The 19,705-nt window shown below is 49.7% G+C and carries 19 protein-coding genes and 2 tRNA genes; 5 read left to right on the top strand and 16 right to left on the bottom strand.

Going from position 1 to position 19,705, the window contains the following annotated elements; all coding sequences use genetic code 11:
- Nucleotides 1-166: 166 nt before the first annotated feature.
- Entirely contained in the window at nucleotides 167-382 is a 216-nt protein-coding gene (locus tag PsAD46_RS09035; protein WP_063302330.1) for a hypothetical protein, read from the bottom strand.
- A gap of 190 nt (nucleotides 383-572) precedes the next feature.
- On the opposite strand from PsAD46_RS09035, the gene PsAD46_RS09030 reads away from it, so the two are divergent.
- From PsAD46_RS09030 to PsAD46_RS09020, 3 genes are all read left to right on the top strand, one after another.
- Nucleotides 573-647, top strand: a tRNA-Thr gene (locus PsAD46_RS09030).
- A 32-nt stretch (nucleotides 648-679) separates the two neighbouring features.
- Nucleotides 680-754 (top strand) — tRNA-Thr (locus PsAD46_RS09025).
- A gap of 527 nt (nucleotides 755-1,281) precedes the next feature.
- Nucleotides 1,282-1,464 carry a hypothetical protein gene (locus PsAD46_RS09020; protein WP_057464977.1) on the top strand — a complete coding sequence of 61 codons (183 nt, stop codon included), beginning with the start codon at nucleotides 1,282-1,284 and terminating at the stop codon, nucleotides 1,462-1,464.
- A gap of 80 nt (nucleotides 1,465-1,544) precedes the next feature.
- Here PsAD46_RS09020 and PsAD46_RS09015 read toward each other — a convergent pair whose 3' ends face one another.
- Nucleotides 1,545-2,054 (bottom strand): response regulator, encoded by a 510-nt coding sequence (locus PsAD46_RS09015; protein WP_082597066.1) that lies wholly within the window; start codon nucleotides 2,052-2,054, stop codon nucleotides 1,545-1,547.
- Between the two features lie 301 nt (nucleotides 2,055-2,355).
- On the opposite strand from PsAD46_RS09015, the gene hemA reads away from it, so the two are divergent.
- On the top strand, nucleotides 2,356-3,633 hold the full coding sequence (gene hemA / locus PsAD46_RS09010) for a 5-aminolevulinate synthase (protein WP_057464975.1): 1,278 nt from the start codon (nucleotides 2,356-2,358) through the stop codon (nucleotides 3,631-3,633).
- Nucleotides 3,634-3,789: 156 nt separating this feature from the next.
- On the opposite strand, the gene ccoS is transcribed toward hemA, so the two are convergent.
- The 9 genes from ccoS to PsAD46_RS08965 all read right to left on the bottom strand — a co-directional run bounded on the left by ccoS (nucleotide 3,790) and on the right by PsAD46_RS08965 (nucleotide 13,359).
- Entirely contained in the window at nucleotides 3,790-3,978 is a 189-nt protein-coding gene (gene ccoS / locus PsAD46_RS09005; protein ID WP_057464974.1) for a cbb3-type cytochrome oxidase assembly protein CcoS, read from the bottom strand.
- Nucleotides 3,979-3,986: 8 nt separating this feature from the next.
- The gene (locus tag PsAD46_RS09000; protein ID WP_063302331.1) at nucleotides 3,987-6,206 is read right to left on the bottom strand and encodes a cation-translocating P-type ATPase; all 2,220 of its coding nucleotides are present in this window, start codon (nucleotides 6,204-6,206) and stop codon (nucleotides 3,987-3,989) included.
- 12 nt (nucleotides 6,207-6,218) lie between these two features.
- Nucleotides 6,219-6,746: a FixH family protein gene (locus PsAD46_RS08995; RefSeq protein WP_063287342.1), complete on the bottom strand. Its 528-nt coding sequence runs from the start codon at nucleotides 6,744-6,746 to the stop codon at nucleotides 6,219-6,221.
- A gap of 123 nt (nucleotides 6,747-6,869) precedes the next feature.
- A complete protein-coding gene (gene ccoG / locus PsAD46_RS08990) occupies nucleotides 6,870-8,270 on the bottom strand; it encodes a cytochrome c oxidase accessory protein CcoG (RefSeq protein ID WP_063306657.1) in 1,401 nt (466 codons plus the stop codon).
- Between the two features lie 171 nt (nucleotides 8,271-8,441).
- Nucleotides 8,442-9,317 (bottom strand): cytochrome-c oxidase, cbb3-type subunit III, encoded by an 876-nt coding sequence (ccoP, locus tag PsAD46_RS08985; protein ID WP_057464971.1) that lies wholly within the window; start codon nucleotides 9,315-9,317, stop codon nucleotides 8,442-8,444.
- Nucleotides 9,317-9,475 carry a cbb3-type cytochrome c oxidase subunit 3 gene (locus PsAD46_RS08980; RefSeq protein WP_057464970.1) on the bottom strand — a complete coding sequence of 53 codons (159 nt, stop codon included), beginning with the start codon at nucleotides 9,473-9,475 and terminating at the stop codon, nucleotides 9,317-9,319. The genes ccoP and PsAD46_RS08980 overlap by 1 nt, the downstream gene beginning before the upstream one ends.
- Before the next feature lie 10 nt (nucleotides 9,476-9,485).
- Nucleotides 9,486-10,220 carry a cytochrome-c oxidase, cbb3-type subunit II gene (gene ccoO, locus PsAD46_RS08975; RefSeq protein WP_063287341.1) on the bottom strand — a complete coding sequence of 245 codons (735 nt, stop codon included), beginning with the start codon at nucleotides 10,218-10,220 and terminating at the stop codon, nucleotides 9,486-9,488.
- A 14-nt stretch (nucleotides 10,221-10,234) separates the two neighbouring features.
- Nucleotides 10,235-11,887 carry a cytochrome-c oxidase, cbb3-type subunit I gene (gene ccoN / locus PsAD46_RS08970; protein WP_057464968.1) on the bottom strand — a complete coding sequence of 551 codons (1,653 nt, stop codon included), beginning with the start codon at nucleotides 11,885-11,887 and terminating at the stop codon, nucleotides 10,235-10,237.
- 359 nt (nucleotides 11,888-12,246) lie between these two features.
- Entirely contained in the window at nucleotides 12,247-13,359 is a 1,113-nt protein-coding gene (locus PsAD46_RS08965) for an AbrB family transcriptional regulator (protein WP_063306624.1), read from the bottom strand.
- A gap of 215 nt (nucleotides 13,360-13,574) precedes the next feature.
- On the opposite strand from PsAD46_RS08965, the gene hemN reads away from it, so the two are divergent.
- Nucleotides 13,575-14,924 (top strand): oxygen-independent coproporphyrinogen III oxidase, encoded by a 1,350-nt coding sequence (hemN, locus tag PsAD46_RS08960; protein ID WP_063306623.1) that lies wholly within the window; start codon nucleotides 13,575-13,577, stop codon nucleotides 14,922-14,924.
- Between the two features lie 152 nt (nucleotides 14,925-15,076).
- Here hemN and PsAD46_RS08955 read toward each other — a convergent pair whose 3' ends face one another.
- The 5 genes from PsAD46_RS08955 to PsAD46_RS08935 form a co-directional block, all read right to left on the bottom strand.
- Nucleotides 15,077-15,796, bottom strand: a complete 720-nt coding sequence (locus PsAD46_RS08955) for a helix-turn-helix domain-containing protein (protein WP_063287338.1) — start codon at nucleotides 15,794-15,796, stop codon at nucleotides 15,077-15,079.
- A gap of 235 nt (nucleotides 15,797-16,031) precedes the next feature.
- Nucleotides 16,032-16,367, bottom strand: coding sequence for a response regulator (locus PsAD46_RS08950; protein ID WP_057464964.1), 336 nt, complete (start codon nucleotides 16,365-16,367; stop codon nucleotides 16,032-16,034).
- Nucleotides 16,368-16,539: 172 nt separating this feature from the next.
- On the bottom strand, nucleotides 16,540-17,142 hold the full coding sequence (locus tag PsAD46_RS08945) for a response regulator (protein WP_181952038.1): 603 nt from the start codon (nucleotides 17,140-17,142) through the stop codon (nucleotides 16,540-16,542).
- Between the two features lie 52 nt (nucleotides 17,143-17,194).
- Nucleotides 17,195-18,301 (bottom strand): PAS domain S-box protein, encoded by a 1,107-nt coding sequence (locus tag PsAD46_RS08940; protein WP_063306622.1) that lies wholly within the window; start codon nucleotides 18,299-18,301, stop codon nucleotides 17,195-17,197.
- Between the two features lie 534 nt (nucleotides 18,302-18,835).
- Entirely contained in the window at nucleotides 18,836-19,561 is a 726-nt protein-coding gene (locus tag PsAD46_RS08935) for a hypothetical protein (RefSeq protein ID WP_063292159.1), read from the bottom strand.
- Between the last annotated feature and the right edge of the window lie 144 nt (nucleotides 19,562-19,705).

Below are 19,705 nucleotides of genomic sequence, written 5' to 3'. Positions count from 1 at the left end.
GATCCTGCTGATATTTCGCATTAGCAGGACTTACAAAGACCGCAACATCCTACTCCGCCCAAAACCTGCAGTTTTCGGCGAGATTTCCATATATTTTCAATTTAGCGATAAATGCTAGATTTTTACTTAACGCCCTCGCGATTGAGCAAAGCGCATGCAGCAATCTCTAGTCTTCGTCAGTATTCTTCTTAGCAGCCTGTTTTCTGCGACGTAAGTTGGCGCGTAAGGCTTCGGCCAAACGATCTGCTTTCGGGTCGCTTTTTGGCTTTGCCACGGACTTTGACTGGTTGCCCGTTGTTTCGGTTTTCTTTGAATCTGTCATGCTCAACAGGTACACGAGGACGGGATTGAAGCCAAGTGCCCTAATATACGACAAGTGCATGGCAATGCTCTCATTTCACTGTGTTATTCAGTTTCCACAGAACTGCCAATAAAACCCCTTGCAGGTTTAAAAGGGTTATGACATAAGCCTCCTCGTTCCGAGGGCGCTGCCTGCGGAGCACTTACCTCGTTGCAAAATACGCTGGTTTGGAAGATACGAGAAGCGCTTAAGTGCTTCATATTTATGCGATGCTGCCGTAGCTCAGGGGTAGAGCACTCCCTTGGTAAGGGAGAGGTCGAGAGTTCAAATCTCTCCGGCAGCACCATTCTTCTAACAGCACTGCACAAATTTCGGCGCGCTGCCGTAGCTCAGGGGTAGAGCACTCCCTTGGTAAGGGAGAGGTCGAGAGTTCAAATCTCTCCGGCAGCACCATTCTTCTCTTTAATCGACTGTTTCATCGATTTACGTCATGCGCATTGCCTTCCTGTTGCGCGTTCTGTGAAATCTGATTTTAAAAAATCACTGAATTTTAGAACAATTTACAACTCTGCCGTGAGCCCTCTCTAACGCGCAGACTTTTCTGAGGGCAAGCAATCGCACTTATCAACGGTAATCCATCGATAATCCAAAGCGGTCGCGAAACAAACAAACTCACCCGAACACATAAATATCAGCTCAATGAAATAAAATTCCACGTTCTTGAGCTGAGCTCTACATGCCTTTGCGGCACTGTGCCTGAGATGCAACGTGCCACAATTCGACCAAATTTCATCTTGGAGTTGGTTTACATGTGATGGGAGTCCTGCGACGTTTCTGTGGTCTTGGGGGCGTATTGGGGTAGTTTTCCAACCAACCGTTTTGCGGATCGGGGAAGAGGGTATGCCTCCCAAGCGCACTTGCATGAGCTCTCGCGCAAGTGTCCGCTGATATTCATTTTGTTGGAGTTTCAGGAGGTAAAAATGGATCAGGCAGTCATCGACGCAGATGTCCCGACAGCAGCACACGGAAAGTTTTCCGAAGCAGAGCTACAGATGCTTCGCTACCAACTTGAGGAAGCAGAGTTCGCCAAACTCATTCGATTGGTATCCAGTCTTCCATCAGAGAAATGGGATCAAGCGATCAAGGCCCTCTCCGCTCTATAGGCGTCATAGATGATCCACCTTGGGGGCAACTCAACGCCTCCGAGGAGGTTGTTGCATGCCTCATTGCGAAAAAAGAAAGCTCAGACCATCGTGGCTGAGTTTGCCTCGCCAATTATGCTGTTTCCGTCCCAGTTCTTTTTGTGTCCGCGGATTTCACGCGGTGCCGGGCCGAAGTAACCTGCTGTTTTCACAAAGTCTCTTGGCTGAAGAATAATCGATGCAATGCGTTGATAGAGCGCTTTGGCAGAAATCGGCTTACACAGCAACTCGTGGATGCCCAGCTTTCTGGCTTCGATAATACGGCTGCGTTCGGTATGGGCCGTGACCATAATAATCGGGATATAAGCGTACGGATTATTCTGGGTACGGATCATCCGTACCATGTCTGCCCCGTCGAGAATTGGCATAACCCAGTCGAGAATCAGGATATCCGGATTAGCGCGATCCATCGCTTCCAGACCAGACGCTCCGTCTTCCGCTTCGACGATTTTCCGGGCTCCAAACCCTTGAAGCATTGTACGCAGAATTGTGCGCATATAAGCGCTGTCTTCAACCACCAAAAACGATAAGGATGAGAGGTCTATACTCACGCAGTCATGCCCCGGTCACTTGACGCAACCCAATTAAATTAGAACAGAAATTCAGTTATTAGTTACAAGGTGTGGCAGAGAACATAACAAATTGCAAGACTGCCCAATTATAGTTCTATGTCAAAGACTATGTCTGCGATATATATAGGCTGATATGCGTTAGGTGAAAAAATCCTTTGATAAATCCGCAATTCCATGGACCGCGTCAATGTGTCCTTCGACAGGGATAAGGATTATCGCTAAGTTTAGGCTAACTCTAAAGTATCGCCGAATAATACCGCCGCAATATAAGGGGCAAAAAATGGACTACCAAAATATCTTCAATGAGGCGATTGCTTCTTTGAAGGATGAAAAACGGTACCGCGTATTTGCTAATCTCGAACGCATTGCAGGGCGTCACCCACACGCACTGTGGCGTAAAGAAAATCAAAACCTCCGTGAAATCGTCATTTGGTGTTCAAACGACTACCTGGGGATGGGCCAACACCCTAAAGTTATTGATGCCATGACAGAAACCGTTCAGCGCATGGGAGCTGGCGCAGGCGGTACGCGTAACATCTCGGGCACGAACTACCCTCTGGTACAGCTTGAAGAAGAACTCGCAGACCTCCACGGAAAAGAAGGCGCCCTCGTTTTCTCAAGTGGTTTTGTTTCCAACGAAGCGTCCATTTCGACAATTGCAAAGTTGCTTCCTGATTGCCTGATCCTGTCTGACCAGCTGAACCACGCTTCCATGATTGCGGGTGTTCGCGGCGCAGGGACTTCTAAGAAAGTATGGCGTCATAATGACCTTGAGCACCTTGAAGACCTGCTCAAGTCTGCTGGAAACGACCGCGCAAAGCTGATCGTGTTTGAATCCGTGTACTCCATGGATGGCGATATCGCACCGATCGAGCGCATTTGTGACCTTGCCGACAAGTACAATGCGATGACCTATATCGACGAAGTGCATGCTGTTGGCATGTACGGTCCGCGCGGCGCAGGTATTGCTGAACGTGACGCCGTCATGGATCGCATCGACATTATTGAAGGTACACTGGCGAAAGCATTCGGTGTGATGGGCGGTTATATCACTGCTTCTCAGACTATCATTGATGCGGTTCGCTCCTATGCTCCAGGCTTCATCTTTACCACTGCTATTCCACCAGGACTTGCTGCGGCAGCAACAGCTTCCATCAAGCACCTGAAGGAATCCGGTGTAGAGCGCGAAGGTCAGCAGCGTCAGGCACAGCGCACAAAAGATGTACTGAAAGCAGCAGGCCTCCCTGTGATGCCTTCTGACACACACATCATTCCAGTGCTGGTTGCTGATCCTGATCTGTGTAAGCAGGCAACCGATCTGCTGTTGGATAAGCATGGCATCTACATTCAGCCAATCAACTACCCAACAGTTCCACGCGGCACTGAGCGTCTGCGCATCACTCCGGGCCCAGTCCACAACGATGCCCTGATTGATCATCTGCGCGATGCTCTGGTGGATGTTTGGCAGACTCTTGAGTTGCCATTCACCGATGCTCCAGCGGAAGAAGATCTGGATGCTGCGCAAGGCCAGGCTGTTTATCAGTTTGCTGGCGGCTAAACGCTACCTCAATTCATTGCAAAAGGCCGGCAAATTTGCTGGCCTTTTTTGTTGCTTTCAAAACTGCATAGAAAAAGGCTTGAAGCGGGTCGCTTACAAGCCTCTCATTTCATTTCTCTTATCGCTAAATACAGCTCGTGACGCTGAGGTCCCTACTCAGGAAACCTTGCGTTTAGCAGCTTCTACCGGTGTACTGTTTTCCTGCAAATCACCATCATCCAGTATACGCCATTTCGGCCCTTCCATATCATCATACTGACCAGAGCGGAGGGACCATAAAAACGCTACCAAACCTGCGCCACCAAGAAACAACGCAATCGGAATGAGGTAGATTAAGACTTCCATAGTTCTGTTCAGGCCTCCGGATTAGGCTGAGTAGATGAGCCTGCGAGCATTCTCAGGCGTACAGCGTTGAGTGTCACAATAATGGAAGAACCCGACATAGCCAAGGCTGCAACAAGAGGTGTGACAAAACCTAGCACTGCAAACGGCACTGCAATCAAGTTATAGACAACAGAAATGGCGAGATTTTGGTTCATCACCCAACGCGCTTTCTTCGAGATTGTCAGTGCGCTCATAACGGGCGCAAGGCTATCTCCCAGGAAGACTGCATCTGCAGCTGCCTGACTGACGTGAACCGCTGAAACAGGCGAGATGGATACGTTTGCTGCCGCGAGCGAGGGGGCATCATTGAGGCCATCACCAACCATCAGAACCTTCTTGCCTTGTGCTTTCAGTTTTTCGATATGGTCGATCTTGTCTTGAGGCTTCATAGCAGCTTGCCAACTTTCAACACTAAGCATCTGCGCTGCGTGTTCGACTGCACCTTTATGGTCACCACTGAGAATTTCAATTGTGTAGCCCGCAGTTTTGAGCTTCTGGATCGTTTCAGTTGCCCCTTCCCTCATAAACTGGCCAACGGGAAGCAATTGTGCAGGCTTGTCTCCAGATTGGAAAGCGACAAAGGAAGCATCCGGTTGCTGCGTTTTTGCTTGTTCGAGCTGCTCATCAGAAACACCGCAAAATGCGGGAGAGCCTAGCTTCGCACACATTCCATCGACGACAGCTTCCACCCCTTTGCCCGCACTCTCTTTTGCATCTGGCAGTGCTTGTTGTGCGCCGGTTGCTTTTGCGATGGCCTGAGACAATGGATGTGAAGAAGACAGAGCAAGACGACCCGCCAGCTCTAACTGTTCAGCTGCAAGACCATGCTCCTTTGAGAGCGAAGCTTCTGGCAATGTCAGAGTGCCGGTTTTGTCGAACACAATGGTATCAACTGTCGCCAGACGCTCAATCGCATCACCAGCGTTCAGCAGCACTCGTTCATTAAAGAACAAGCCGCTTGCCACAACCTGAACTGCCGGAATTGCAAGGCCTAGAGCACAGGGGCATGTGATGATGAGAACGGAGATCGCGATGACCAAAGCCGGCTGCCACGCCATGCCGAGCATGATCCAGCCCACGAGCGTCAGTAGTGCAGCCGCATGCACAACGGGCGCATAAAGCTGTGAGGCGCGATCTGCGATATGAACGTATTTGGACCGACCTTCCATAGCCGTTTCCAAAAGCCTGTTCACTTCATCAAGCAGTGTGCCTTTTGCAGCAGCTGTGACTTCAATCTCCAACACGCCGTAGGTGTTCATGGTACCTGCGTAGACGAGGTCCCCTTCCCCGACAGGCTGTAACAAGGTTTCGCCTGTCACCAGACTCTGATCGACTTCTGATGTGCCCGTGGAGATTTTGCCATCGACGGAAATGCGCTCACCAGCTCTGACCAGAACACGATCACCAATAGACAATTTAGATAGAGGCACATCGAGTGCGCTGCCGTCCTCTTGTATCTTAGCAGCGCTCTCGGCTTTCAAAGTCGCGAGGTTTTCCGCAAAAGAACGCGTTTTTCTGCGCATGAGATGATCGCAGTAACGGCCAACGAGCAGGAAGAACAACAGCATCACTGCGCTATCAAAATAAGCGTGCTCTGCTTCCTGAACGGTTTGCCACATGGATAGGCCAGTTGCGAGCAACACCCCGATTGTGATCGGCACGTCCATATTCAAACGGCCTGTCTTCACAGCCATGTAGGCACTGCGGAAGAAAATGCGGCCAGAGTAAACGACGGTTGGCAGTGCGATTAGTGCGGAAATCCAATGGAAGAAAGACCGGGTCTCAGGATCAATATCTGATGCGTTGCCAGACCAGATTGAGATGGACAACAGCATGATATTCATTGCTGCAAAGCCAGAGACGGCCAGTGCGCGCAAGATCTCTTTGCCCACAGCATCGCCGCGGGATTTTACCTGAGCAGGATCAAAAGGGTACGCTTTATAGCCCAGCCTTTGGAGAAGATCGACAATAGGAGATGGATTGGTCTTCTCTCCATCCCAGTCCACTGAAAGACGGTGGGATGACAGGTTTACGCGTGCTTTTTCTACGCCATCCAATTTCTGGAGGCCACGCTCAATTTCGTACATACATGCGGCACACGTAATACCATCAACGGCAAGGTCCATATGAGCCTTGCCATCATCGGTATTTGTTACGAATGCAGCCCAATCCCTTTCAGGCGCAGACATGCTATTACCGCCTTACTCAGCGAAGAAAATCTTGTTTTTGGAACGGAAGATCGGAAGTGTTTTGTCACTTCGATCCGCGATTTCTACGACCACGTTCCAGTTGCCCGCACCAATGCCAGATGCATTGGCTACATATTCACCCGCGGAGCGCTCAGACAGAACAAGATCCTGATCAGCTGCGGTGATTGTTGGGCGGTGCAGTTTAACGGTGACCATTTCGCCAGTGATTGGAGCACCAGCTTTGTCTTTAGCCAGAACGCGAATATGGGCAGAGCCATCACCGTTGCGTTCAATGGCAGCATTTACGCTCCAGTTCAGAGCGGCCTGAGCATTCGCCTTGGCGATTTCTTTGTTGTATCGCTGGCTTACCTTGTAGGAGCTATCGACTTCCAGTCCTGGAAAGGTATCGAGCGCAATATAGATCATAACAGCATTCATAGCGGCGATAGCACCGAAGAACGCGATAAGGCTGAACAGAACCATTCGGCCGGTAATCTGCCGTGGCTTGCGTGGAGACTTGTGGTCTACAGCCATTGTCATATCCTAGCTCCTTTTGGCGGCTCATAAGATGGGGGGTGAGCTTCGCCTTTTGATTGTTAAAGTGATAAGGGGCGTACCCCTTATCACGCAAGTTTAATTAGGTGCTTTTACAGCCTGTGACGACTATTTGCCGGGTGCCCGGAAGAAGTCGCTGATCACTGTTGTTTCACCCGTCTCTGTGTCCACCAGCTTAAAGCTCATAGGCAGAGAGCTTGGCATTTCAACGCCAGCTGGAGAGAACACCAGTGCTCGTACAGAACGGGTCGTATCAGCATCTACCGACAAGCTCAGCTGAGTATCCTTTGTCACGTCAGCCGCATTCTTGTGAATGCCCACAACCTCAAAGGTAGCCCCTGTAGGCATATCTTCAACGCTAAGCGTGAAAGATTGCTCGTCGTTGTGTTTGTTCAGCAGGCGGAGTGAGTAGCCGTTTCTGAAGGACCCATCACTTTGTTTAACATACAGCGGGTTCCGGTCATGAACGACAGACAAACTCGTCATGGAGCGATTGAGCTGGGCGTACAGCATCCCACCTGCAATCAACGCAATGATTGCTGTATAGACTACAGTACGAGGACGGATCAGACGGTAAACTGCTGTCTCACCTTTCTCACGACGCTCAATGTTATCGTCCGTGTCATATGCGATCAGACCCGTTGGCTTTCCAACCTTGGTCATGATTGAGTCACACGCATCAATACACAGACCACACTGGATGCAATCGAGCTGCGCGCCTTTACGAATGTCGACACCAGTCGGACATGCATAGAAACACTGATTACAGTCGATACAATCACCAGCTGGCAAGCCTTCTGCGATGCGCTTTTTGCTCTCTTTCAAGTGACCACGAGGTTCACCACGGTCGTAGCGATACGTCACATTGAGCGCATGCTCATCCGTAAGAGCTGCCTGAATACGTGGCCAAGGACACATATACACACAGACCTGCTCACGCATGTGACCAGCCAGCGAATAGGTGGTGAACGTCAGGATGCCGATCCAGACATAAGCAGAAAATGCAGCCTGACCGGTTGCCAGATCATACGCAAGGGTTGGAGCATCCGCGAAGTAAAGAACCCACGCTCCGCCGGTCCACCAGGCAATCATCAACCAGAGAAAATGCTTCGTTCCCTTTTTGAGAATCTTTTCTGCATTCCAGGGCTGTTTGTCCAGCGTAATCCTTTTGCGGCGATCGCCTTCAATCACGCTTTCTACGCGGAAGAACAGGTCTGTCCAAACTGTCTGCGGGCAAAGATAACCGCACCAGAGACGACCCGCGATAGCATTCATCAAGAACAGACCAACAGCTGCAATGATGAGCAATCCGGCGAGGTAATAGACTTCCTGTGGCCAGATTTCGAGAAAGAAGAAATAACCTCTTTTTCTCTCAAAATCGACGAGAACAGCCTGATCAGGGAGCAAAGGCCCTCTGTCCCAACGGATGAAGGGAGTAAAGTAATAAATTCCAAGGGTAATAAAAAGGATTGCCCATTTGATTTTCCGAAAACGGCCATTTACCTCCATAGGGTAAACTTTAGCCGCTGACGCGAACCAGGCTTCGTCCTCTTCTTTATCGATGGGTTCAACTTGGCTAGACATAATGTCTTCCTCAGTTGGCGATGTGCTTTGTGCAAGTGAAGCGAGGGCACTTACGCGTCCTCGCTTATGTCGTCATCTCAAAAATATTCAGAGATCTTATTGACCGCCACCGAGTGAGTGAACGTACACAGCCAGTGATTTAACTGTGGTTTCACCCAGACGATCGATCCATGCAGGCATCACACCGTGACGTGGTGCATTCACCTGCGCGATGATGTCTTCTACGGACTTGCCATAGAGATAGGTTGGTGCTGTCAGGTTCGGAGAACCTGTTTCCAGATCACCCTTAGCGTTTTCCATATGACAGGCAGCACAGTTCTCTTCATAGATCACTTTGCCTGCTTCCAGATCAACGCCTTCTTGTGTTGGAAGACCTGCTATAGAACCAACATAGTTCGCAACCTGAACAATCTCTTCTTTTTCAAGCAGCTCATCACGGCCGAATGCAGGCATTTCCGCATACCGGGTTTCGTCATGTTCTGAACGAACACCATAAGAGATCGTGGTTGAGAGGGTGTCCAAGTCACCACCCCAGATCCAGCTGTCGTCCTGAAGGTTAGGATAGCCTTCAAAGCCTGTCGCACCAGTTCCATGACAAGGTGCACAGTTGTCACCGAATGCCACTTCACCCTGAGCCATAGCAAACTCGAGCAGTTCCGGAGTATCACGAATTTCTTCGAGAGATGCTTCGAGAAGCATCTTGCCGGTTTCTGCGCGCTCTGCAGCCGCTACATCAAAGTTCTCCGTTGCAACCGCACGCTGGCTGTAGTTCAGAAGACCTTTTGTATAGCCGTTGACCAATGGCCAACTTGGCATGAGGATCCAGTAGATTACGGACCATACGATGGTGCCGTAGAACATATAGAGCCACCACTTAGGGAGCGGATGATTGAGTTCCTTCAGGCCATCCCATTCGTGACCAGTGGTTTCGACACCCGTTACCTGGTCGATTTCCTTTTTGTGCTCAGCCATTAATCGTCCTCCCGCAGCGGGATCTGTGAAGCATCGTTAAAGCGCTCCCCATTGCTTGGCCAGCAAGCGTAAAGAACTACGCCTGCAAAGATTGCCATGAAATAGAGCAGGCCACCAGTTTGCGCGAAGTGTGCAAGAGCGGTGTAAGTCGCGTCCATCATCTTCTCCTTAGCGCAAGTTGGCTTTTTCGTCGTAGAGGCTAAAGTCTACGAGTGTGCCAAGCATCTGCAGATAAGCCACAAGTGCATCCATCTCAGTCACTTCTTTGGCGTTGCCGTCAAAGTCGCGGATGAGAACATCTGGGTAACGCTCTTCGAACGCTTCCGCTGCATCACTATCAGGCTCGGCCTGAGCGAGGAGATCCACTTTTGCGCTTGCGATCTGTTCCTCGGTATAAGGAACACCATACAATGCATTCACTTTCAGATGGTTCTCGATCTCGATCGTAGAGAGCTTGGCATCCATCAGGAACGGGTAGCCAGGCATCACTGAGGTCGGAGACACTGAGCGTGGGTTGATCAGGTGATCACGCTGCCACTCATCAGAGTACTTGCCGCCTACACGAGCGAGGTCAGGACCAGTACGCTTAGAACCCCATTGGAATGGACGATCGTACATGGATTCCGCTGCCAGCGAGTAGTTGCCGTAGCGCTCCAACTCGTCGCGCATTGGACGGATCTGCTGTGAGTGACATGCATAACAGCCTTCACGCACATAGATGTTACGTCCAACAAGCTCAAGCGGAGTGTAAGGGCGCATGCCCTCAGTTTTCTCAATCGTGCTTTTCAGGTAAAAAAGAGGCACGATTTCCACGAGACCGCCGATTGAGATCATGATGATGATGCCAACAATCAGGATCAGCGAGTTTTTCTCGAAGATTTGGTGTTTTTTCCAAGCAGACATTCGTGATCTCCCGATTATTCCGCTGGCGTCAGAGCAGGTTGACCTGCACCTTCGCTCTCAACTGCTTCACCGGCACGAACTGTCATTACGAGGTTGTAAACCATGACGAGAGCACCTGCGAGGAAGAGCAGACCGCCGAATGCACGCATGACATAGAACGGGTACATCGCATCAACTGTTTCGATGAAGGAGTACTCAAGGAAGCCGAGGCTGTCGTAAGCACGCCACATCAGACCCTGCATAATGCCGGATACCCACATTGAACAGATATAGAACACGATGCCAAGTGTAGAGACCCAGAAGTGCCAGTTAACCAAGCGCAAAGAGTACAATGACTTATTGTAAAGCCAAGGAACCAGGCAATACAGAGCACCGAAGGAGATGTAACCAACCCAGCCGAGTGCGCCAGCGTGTACGTGACCAATCGTCCAGTCAGTGTAGTGTGACAGACCGTTCACAGCACGGATGGACATCAGAGGTCCTTCGAAGGTCGCCATGCCGTAGAATGCAACGGAAACAACCATCATACGCAGAACAGGATCTGTCCGCAGTTTGTCCCAAGCACCTGACAGAGTCATCAGACCGTTGATCATACCACCCCAGGAAGGCATCCAAAGGATGATGGAGAAGGTCATACCGAGCGTGCCCGCCCACTGAGGCAGAGACGTGTAGTGCAAGTGGTGAGGACCAGCCCAGATGTATAGGAAGATCAGAGCCCAAAAGTGCACGATTGACAGACGGTAAGAATACACCGGACGCTCAGCACGCTTTGGAATAAAGTAATACATGATCGCCAGGAAGCCAGCAGTCAGGAAGAAGCCAACAGCGTTATGGCCATACCACCACTGCACCATCGCATCTTGAACGCCGCCCCAAACAATATAGGATTTAGTGGAGTAGATGCTGACAGGAATAGACGCGTTGTTGAACAAATGCAGAACTGCAATTGTCACGATAAACGCGAGGTAGAACCAGTTCGCTACGTAAATGTGAGCTTCTTTGCGACGCCAGATTGGCCCCAAGAATGTCAACAGGTAGGCCACCCAGACAATAGTCAGCAGCAAATCTGCGTACCATTCTGGTTCGGCGTATTCTTTACTCTGTGTAACACCAAGCAGGTAACCTGTACCCGCAACAACGATGAACAGATTATAACCCAGAACAACAAACCAAGGCGAAATCGTACCCATCAGGCGGGCCTGACACGTGCGCTGCACAACGTAGAACGATGTCGCAATCAACACGTTTCCGCCAAATGCGAAAATCACGGCTGAAGTATGGAGAGGACGGAGACGCCCAAAATTGGTCCAAGGCAGATCAAAGTTCAACGCTGGGAATGCCAACTGCGAAGCGATAATCACGCCGACGGAAAAGCCTGCGATACCCCAAAAAACAGAAGCCCAAGTCGCAAATTTTACGGGCCCCATATTATAGTTCGGTTTGCCGTTAATCTCTAACGGTGCCGGACTGTTGTTTCCGTCGAAGTATCGGCGAAAAATAAAGAAGATACCCGCCAGTGATGCTAATGCAATCAAAGCGGTATGAAATGCCAAGACCTGATCCCAGGTTTTCCCTGCAATGATCAGACAGAAAATCGCTGCTACCAAAAGAAGTACGGTGTAACCGCCTTCTTCAAGTGACAGATATCTGACTTTCCGCTCACCCATGATGTTCGCCCCATATAAAGTAAACAAGTTCGTCCAGATAGGACTACCTGAGCGTAGTTCTATGGGTGGCAAATTGCCCCGCCCTTGATACATGTCAAAAAGAACTCGAACAAAAAAAATAAAATTACTCTAATTCGCAACTACACCCCCCATTATTGGGTTTTCGTCATATATTACATGAATTTAGGGTAAGATGCGTTGTTTTGGCGCAGCTTGAAGCGAGTTTCACTGGTTCCTGAGAAAGTTAGCGTAATTTGATAGGTGAAGCGGAGGCGGCACGCATACATAGAATCATGATTAGCTAGATCAGTTCTCAATTCCATACCGCAGCGCACCAAACTCTCGCAGCGAAACTCGACCTAGGTCGCAACCGAATTTTCCGTGGGATCTGTTTTTTGCGCGGAGGTTGGCCCCAGCACGTATCTGGTCACAACCGGCATGAACGCTAAAAGTCCCATAAAGCGAGCTAACTGGTGGGTGGCAACGAACACCGGATCAATGTCCAGCAGGATCGATATAAGAAGCATTGCTTCCATACCTCCGGGAGCAAAGGCCAGAAAAACCTTATCGAATGAGATGTCCAGAGCCCAAGACGTCACCAGCGCCCCTGTCAGCGCAACTGACAGACTGATCGCAAACACCACAAGAGACGTGCCAAGCATGGGCTTTAGGGTACTGCTTTCCATCTTCCCAATATAGAGGCCTACATTGGTTCCCATGATTACGTAGCAAGGCATGGCAAGCCAAGCAGGCAAGTTAAACTCTAAAATCCCCGTTGAGTTAAGGGCAGCACTGGCAAAGAATGCCCCGGTGAGCAGCCCAGCAGGCGCCTTCAGCCTTAAGGCCAGCATTGCAAAGATCGTGCAGATCAGAAGAGCAGCTATGAGTTCAACTACAACCGTTGGACTGAACGCCACTTCGGCATCTTTAGTTATAACGTCGGCTACCTCATTTGAATCGACCATATTTGTGACAATCAAAGGCAGAACAGCAATCAAAAGGAAGAGGCGCACGAGCTGGACAATCATAATTCGGTCCATGGGCGCTCCCCTCTCCAAGGCGAGCGCAGCGGTCATTCCCAGTGCGCCCGGTAAACCTGCGAAGAATGCCTCATCCCTACCCCATTTGCATTTCTTGTAAGCGTAAAGGTAGACCGCTGAGGTGATGCCACCGACAACAGCACCCAGCGCTAACATCGACAAAGGCCACAAAGAGGCCCCCTCCCAGAAATCTGGAGAGACAGCAGTCCCCATTGCAGCTCCGATAAATATGGAATTTGTGGAGGTTAGATGCTTGGGAAATGTGAAATCCTGATTAGCGATCAAAGGTAGAGAAAGAGATTTCGCCAGAACCAAGACAACCATAGGCCCTGCCAGAAAACCAGCAGGAAGAGAAAGTAGTTCAAAGACAGCAGCTCCTGCCCCTCCAAGCGCAAGAACTCCAACTAAACTCAGAATGTCTTTTCCGCTCACGGCTTTACCTCCTCATGTCGTCACGACACAAGAAGTACAAATCGCAATTCATATGATCAATCTTGATAGAACCAATCAATATATAATTTCAATCAGAGAGTTTAGAACTGTTCGCAAACAGCCACGAATTGCTTGAAGGGACTTCAGTTTTTTAAAAACTCAGTGTTGTTGACAGGGATCAAAGTTCAATTAGTCCATTTGCGTATGGTAGCGTCATGACCGATCTAGAGCAAAAATATGCGTCCTTGAACGTACCCCGTTATACCTCCTATCCAACAGCTCCTCACTTCAGTGAAGCTGTGACACCGTCTCTCTATGGTGACTGGCTGGAGAGTATTCCTCATGACACTCCTTTGTCGCTTTATCTGCATGTGCCGTTTTGTCAAGAAATGTGCCATTACTGCGGATGTAACACCAAGGCGACACGCAAGATGGCGCCGGTGCTTGCGTATGTGGAGTTGATGCTCAAAGAGATCGACCTTGTGCTGAAACGCCTTGGTACAGGCCGTCTGGTGCACCACATCCATTGGGGTGGCGGCACACCAAGCCTCGTTCCGCGCGAAGCCTTTTTGAAGATTGTCGAAAAGCTGAAGGACAACTTCGTTTTCTCTGAGGACATAGAGCACGCGATCGAGCTCGATCCGAGAACCGTTGGTGATTATCTGGCCGAGACACTTAAAATGGCTGGCATCACACGGACCAGCCTGGGCGTTCAGGACTTTGATGAAGACGTTCAGAAACAGATTGGCCGCATTCAGCCGTACAAAACAGTGATGAAGGCTGTTACCGCTCTTCGTAATGTTGGATTGAACGATATCAACTTTGACTTGATGTACGGGTTGCCGGGACAATCTGAGCAGACAATTCGCGAGACAGTTGAGTACACCAAAGAACTTGCGCCGGGCCGTGTTGCTCTGTTCGGTTACGCGCACGTGCCTTGGTTCAAGAAACACCAACAGTTGATCAAGGAAGAGAACCTGCCGGGCGCGAACGAGCGTATCCGCCTTTCTGACGTTTCTCGCGATGCGCTTGTCGATGCTGGTTATGAAGTGATCGGTCTTGACCACTTTGCTCTGCCAACGGACGAGATGGCAATCGCTTTGAAGGAAGGCCGCCTACGCCGGAACTTCCAAGGTTACACCACCGATACAGCTGATACCTTGATCGGCTTCGGTTGCAGCTCCATCGGCTTCTTGCCACAAGGCTATGTGCAAACGACACCATCAGCTCGCGAATGGGAGCGTATGGTGGTTGATGATGTACTGCCGATCAAGAAAGGCATTGCCGTTGATCAGGTCGATCTGTGCCGTGCTGAAATCATCATGCAGCTGATGACCTACTATGAGGTCGATTACGCAGCCACTGCAGAAAAGCACGGATTGCCAGTCAGTGAGTTTGACAGCATTCCAGCTGAGATGCAGGAAATGATCGATGATGGCGTTGCGACCCTTGAGGGAACGGTTGTTACAGTGACAGATGCAGGCCGACGCTATGTTCGCGTGGTGGCAGCGGCGTTTGATACTTACCTTGCAACTCAGCAAGCACGGCACTCTGTCGCGGTTTAATCCCGATCTAATCCAAAGATGAAAGAAGCGGCCTTTATGGGCCGCTTTTCTTTTGTCCAGACAACAAAAAAAGGCGCTGAGTTTTCAGCGCCTATTTCATTCATGTACAGCGGATGCCTTATCAGGACATCTTTGCTCTAGAAGTGAGCTTCTTAGTGCATACCAGTCAGCTGACAGATGCCACAGATATTGGTGATGTGGATGCTGTCCTGCTTTTCAACCTTGATCAGACCGCGACGCTTCAACTGAGAAATCACGCGGCTTACGGTTTCAATGGTCAGGCCTAGATAGTCGGCAATTTCCTGACGGGTCATGGACAGTGCAACAGTCTTGGTATCTGGTCGACCCTCTTCATTCGGGCCTGAGCAGCCGTGTCCACCACGGTTTGGCACCAAGCTCATCAGGAAGGTAGAAACGCGCTCCAGTGCGGATTTACGGCCCAGCAGAACTGTGTGCTCGTGAAGGATCTCCATCTGGGAGAGCAAGCAACGATTTACATAGTGCTGCATCATCGGAGAAGTAGAGATCTCGCGGCTTTCGAAAACCTGCAACTCAACTTCGGTCAGCGCTTCAGCCGTGCAGTCGAAGAAGTCACGGTTGGAGAAACCGAGCATATCGCCTTCACGCAGAATATAGACCACCTGGCGACGTCCGTCCGGAAGCAGCTTGTAGAGCATCATAACCCCACGCACAACTTCATAGAGGCGCTCTGCCTTATCACCTTCATAGAAAAGCACGTCATGCGCAGACAAACGCTGCTTACGACCAAGATGCTTTCCCGCGGCTTCTGGCTGCTTGAAGTTTTCCTGACAACCGTTGAATGGTGCCTGGCCATCAAGGTCGCTAAGCTTTGTCAATGTGGCCGATACCATAATCCCTCCTCGCGGATATCTCCGCAAACATCGTGCCTGGGCAAGTAGCGAGAACTATTCGTCTATTCTCTAAATGCCGCTTGGCCATGGCAAACATCCGTCATTGCTTGCCTGACCTGTTGATGCAGATTTACTGATTAGAATGCAACGTCAAAATACGCATTAAAACTTATGGAGCAGGTTCATATCTTAGTAATTTGATCTGAAACAATCGAAATTTTGCGTTAGATCAAGTTTACACGTACACCAATAAGTCCTGTTCTTTCAATGGCTTACGAACAACAGGCGTTGTGGTGATTTTTGGCAAATCTCGCGTGATCTTCCAGAGAGGCTGGCCGCTGATTGCGACAATTTGTGGCGCCTCATCCAAAGCAGCAACCTTCTCAATCAGATCAGATCCCGCCAATCCGGGAAGATGCAGATCAACAAAGACAGTGTCATCTATACGAGGTGAAGCATCTGAGAGAAACGATTCTCCATCTGCAAAAGCGGCGCATGAGAGTTCGAGGCTCTCAAACATCCTGGCAATTGCATCTCGCACAGATACATCATCTTCGACAATATAGATCACAACAAACCCCAGCGTTGTTCTCGTAGCTCATGAGACAAAGCACAAAGGTGCAGCACTTTGTCTCACCAGTCACCATAACCAAGCGCCGGGGTCTTGTAATGCGTAGTAACACTCGGGAATAACAAGATTGGCCGAAAGTATAGCCAATCATTCCCTATGAAGTTGCGCTACATCAAGCAGCTGGTGGCTCACCAGTGAGGACGATGCGGACGAGATCCGCAGCATTACGTGCACCAAGTTTTTCCATGATGCGCGCGCGGTGAACTTCAACAGTACGTGGAGAGATCTTGAGGTTTCTACCAGCTTCCTTGTTGGAGGAACCAGCAGTGATCTCAGTCAACACCTGGCGTTCGCGTGGCGTCAGAGTTTCTGCGCCAGGGAATGTCAGTGTGTTTGCACCACTCGCCTGTGCATTTCTGGAAACAGCTTCACGCACACGAGAGATGATGGATTCAACGTCAAATGGCTTTTCAATGAAGTCGTAAGCGCCTGATTTGATCGCTTCAACAGCCATTGGGATATCGCCCTGACCGGAAATGATAAAGATTGGTGCAGGGAAGTTCTCACCATTCAGGCTTTTCAGAATATCAATGCCTGAGCGTCCTGGCATATGAACGTCAAGAAGAACACAGTTCGGTGTTTCTTCTTCTACCCCACCAAGAAACTCTTCAGCATTCGCAAAGGATTTTACGCGAAACCCTTCTGTTTCAAACAGCAGAGAAAGCGCGTCGCGAACCGCTGGGTCATCGTCAACAATATGGATCACAGACGGCATGGTCATGATTGCTCAGGTCCTTATTCTTGTTGTTCTAAACAACAGCTTCAGCTTAGCTTGTTGCTTTTGAGTTTACCGGGAGCCTCAAAGTGAAGGTTGCACCTTTACCTTCCTCATATGGCTCAACAAGTAAATCGCCACCATGGTTTTGGGCTATACTCCGAGAAATCGCAAGTCCAATACCTAAACCGCGCCGCTTTGTCCCAGTAAAGGCCTTGAAAAGGTGCGACACTGCTTCCTCATCCAGCCCTGGTCCGGTGTCCATAACCTTAACAAACACATTGTCATCGTCACGTTCGACAGAAACAACTACTTGCTTAACAGGTTGATCCTTTACGGCTTCGCCGGCATTTCGGATCAAGTTTACAAGAATCTGTTGTATTTGTACGGAGTCCAACTCAAGCTGGTAGTTATAGTCCACGAAAGTAGAGATGAACTCGACATCATCCGCTTCGTGCCCTACCCGAACGAGCTCGAGGCAATCATCAATGAGTGTTGCAAGACCGGTTCCGATGCATTGCGGAGCCTGTCGTTCGACAAAGTTACGCATCCGCTGGATGATCTGACCAGCACGTTCAGCCTCCACCACAGCCTTATCCATCAGGCTGATCATAGGATCATCAGGCTGATCGGCAGCTCTTGCACGGCGCGCTGCCGTTTGCAGATAGAGCATCAGAGCCGTGAGTGGCTGATTAACCTCGTGAGCAATCGCAGCGCCCATTTCGTCCAGCGCGTTCACTCGGGTCATCGTCACCAGGTTAGATTGCAGCACACGAAGGCGTTCTTCATATTCCTTGGTTGCCCGAAGGTCTTTCAGGACGCCAATGAACTGATGACCGCTTTCTGTCTGAGCTTCGCCAACGGACAGCTCTATTGGAATTTCGGTTCCGTCTTTATGGCGACCGACGACTTCGCGGCCAATGCCGACAACTTTCGGGTCTCCGGATTTCAGATAGTTCCGAATGAACTGGTCATGCTGCTTAGCAGTGGCGCTCGGCATCAGTGTGTTGACATTCTTGCCAACGACTTCGGCGCTCTTGTAGCCAAACATAGTCTCGCAAGCACGGTTATAGATCAGGATCGTTCCGTTATCATCGATGACGATGATGCCATTAACGGCTGTATCCAGAACACTGTGCAAGCATGAAGAGGAGACCATAGTAGTTTCCTAGTTGTTGTAGGCGCACCCGTACGCTTATCTAAACGGGTATCTAGATGGGTATTTTGACTAATCAGCTATCCCATGGCCTGAGCTAGGTCAATCACCTAGCCTGCGACTGATTTAACGATTAATTCCCGCTAATTCATTGATATATTATGTAGGAGACGAGCGTTCTCTAAACCTGTGCGTGTAAATCTGGAGTTTGAAGACATCGGAAGCGACGCTGCCCTCCCGCTAGATAATGCATTTACCTATTGTAAAACCCAGAGAACCCTTAGGTTAGTTTATGTAAAATATTATTTTACGAGTTTTGGGTCACGACGCAAAATCATTGCGTAATTTGGAATAAGACTAAGTAGAGTAAACCAAAAGTAGTAAGCGTGTTCACCTATACGGCGCGTATATGTCGCAGGATATATCATACTCTGAGCCTAGGTTTTCCACCGTAGCACAACGTTTCAGGCTCTTTTCGCCCGGTATCGAAGCCCCCTTCCTTGAGTCGTGTGCCGCGATTGAAATTTTATTTCGCACTCACAAATCAGGGTCAGGAGATCGGATCTGATGGTTTTGTGCCAGTTCTGTAAGTGCTTTGAAGTTGGCACGTATTGAAAACTCATGCTGCAGTTGCAAAAGGTTCAATCGCAATCCGTTGAGAAGCAACAGCTCATCATGACCATGCAGGCGTTTGTGAACCGGTAAGCTACAAAAGATCTTCGAGACCTGTGTTGCTGCAATGTCTGCAACACTGCGGGCTGGCACTAAAGCATCCGTACGCATTTTGGTCGACATGTTCTGAGCTAAGGCATTCCATTCCTGCGCAGAGCAAACGGAAGCTTCCTGATGCTCAACCAAGATTTCCTTGAGCAGTTGCCCGATCATGCCAGCAAGATCCTGCGGGTCCATTCTCGTTTTTTGCCGCAACACAATGAGAGCCATTTCGCCCACAAGCTCCACAGTGATGGAGAAGGAGCTCCAACGGGAGGCTTCGAGAGCCTGCTGAAAATCTTCCTCGTCAAGCAGTGTCTTCCAATGAACACCAGCCCGAGAGCGGGAGTATTCTTGCACATTCTTATAAGTCAGATACGCCGCACTGCGCCCAAGATACCCCTTTAACTTAAGAAGGGTATCCAAGTCGGATCTATAAAAGAAGAAAGCATAGATGCGCTTCAGCCAGCTTGGACTGTCGAGAGATACATTCTCGATATTTTCAAAGGCACCTAGCAGGTTCTCTTTGGTAGAATTGCGTTGTTGTCCCAACTCATAGCCTTTCGTCGCGGTCGGAAAAATCTACGGTTACAAAGACGCAATAACTCGTATTGAACTCTTGCCTTTCACAAAAGATCGGTCAACTGTGCAACATTGAGAGACAAAAAACACTTAATGGAAGTAACGGACCTACCA

The organism is Pseudovibrio sp. Ad46, assembly GCF_001623065.1.
Lineage (GTDB): Bacteria > Pseudomonadota > Alphaproteobacteria > Rhizobiales > Stappiaceae > Pseudovibrio.
Note: the sequence above shows the minus strand (reverse complement) of the source record. Positions and strands in the feature narration are given on the sequence as shown.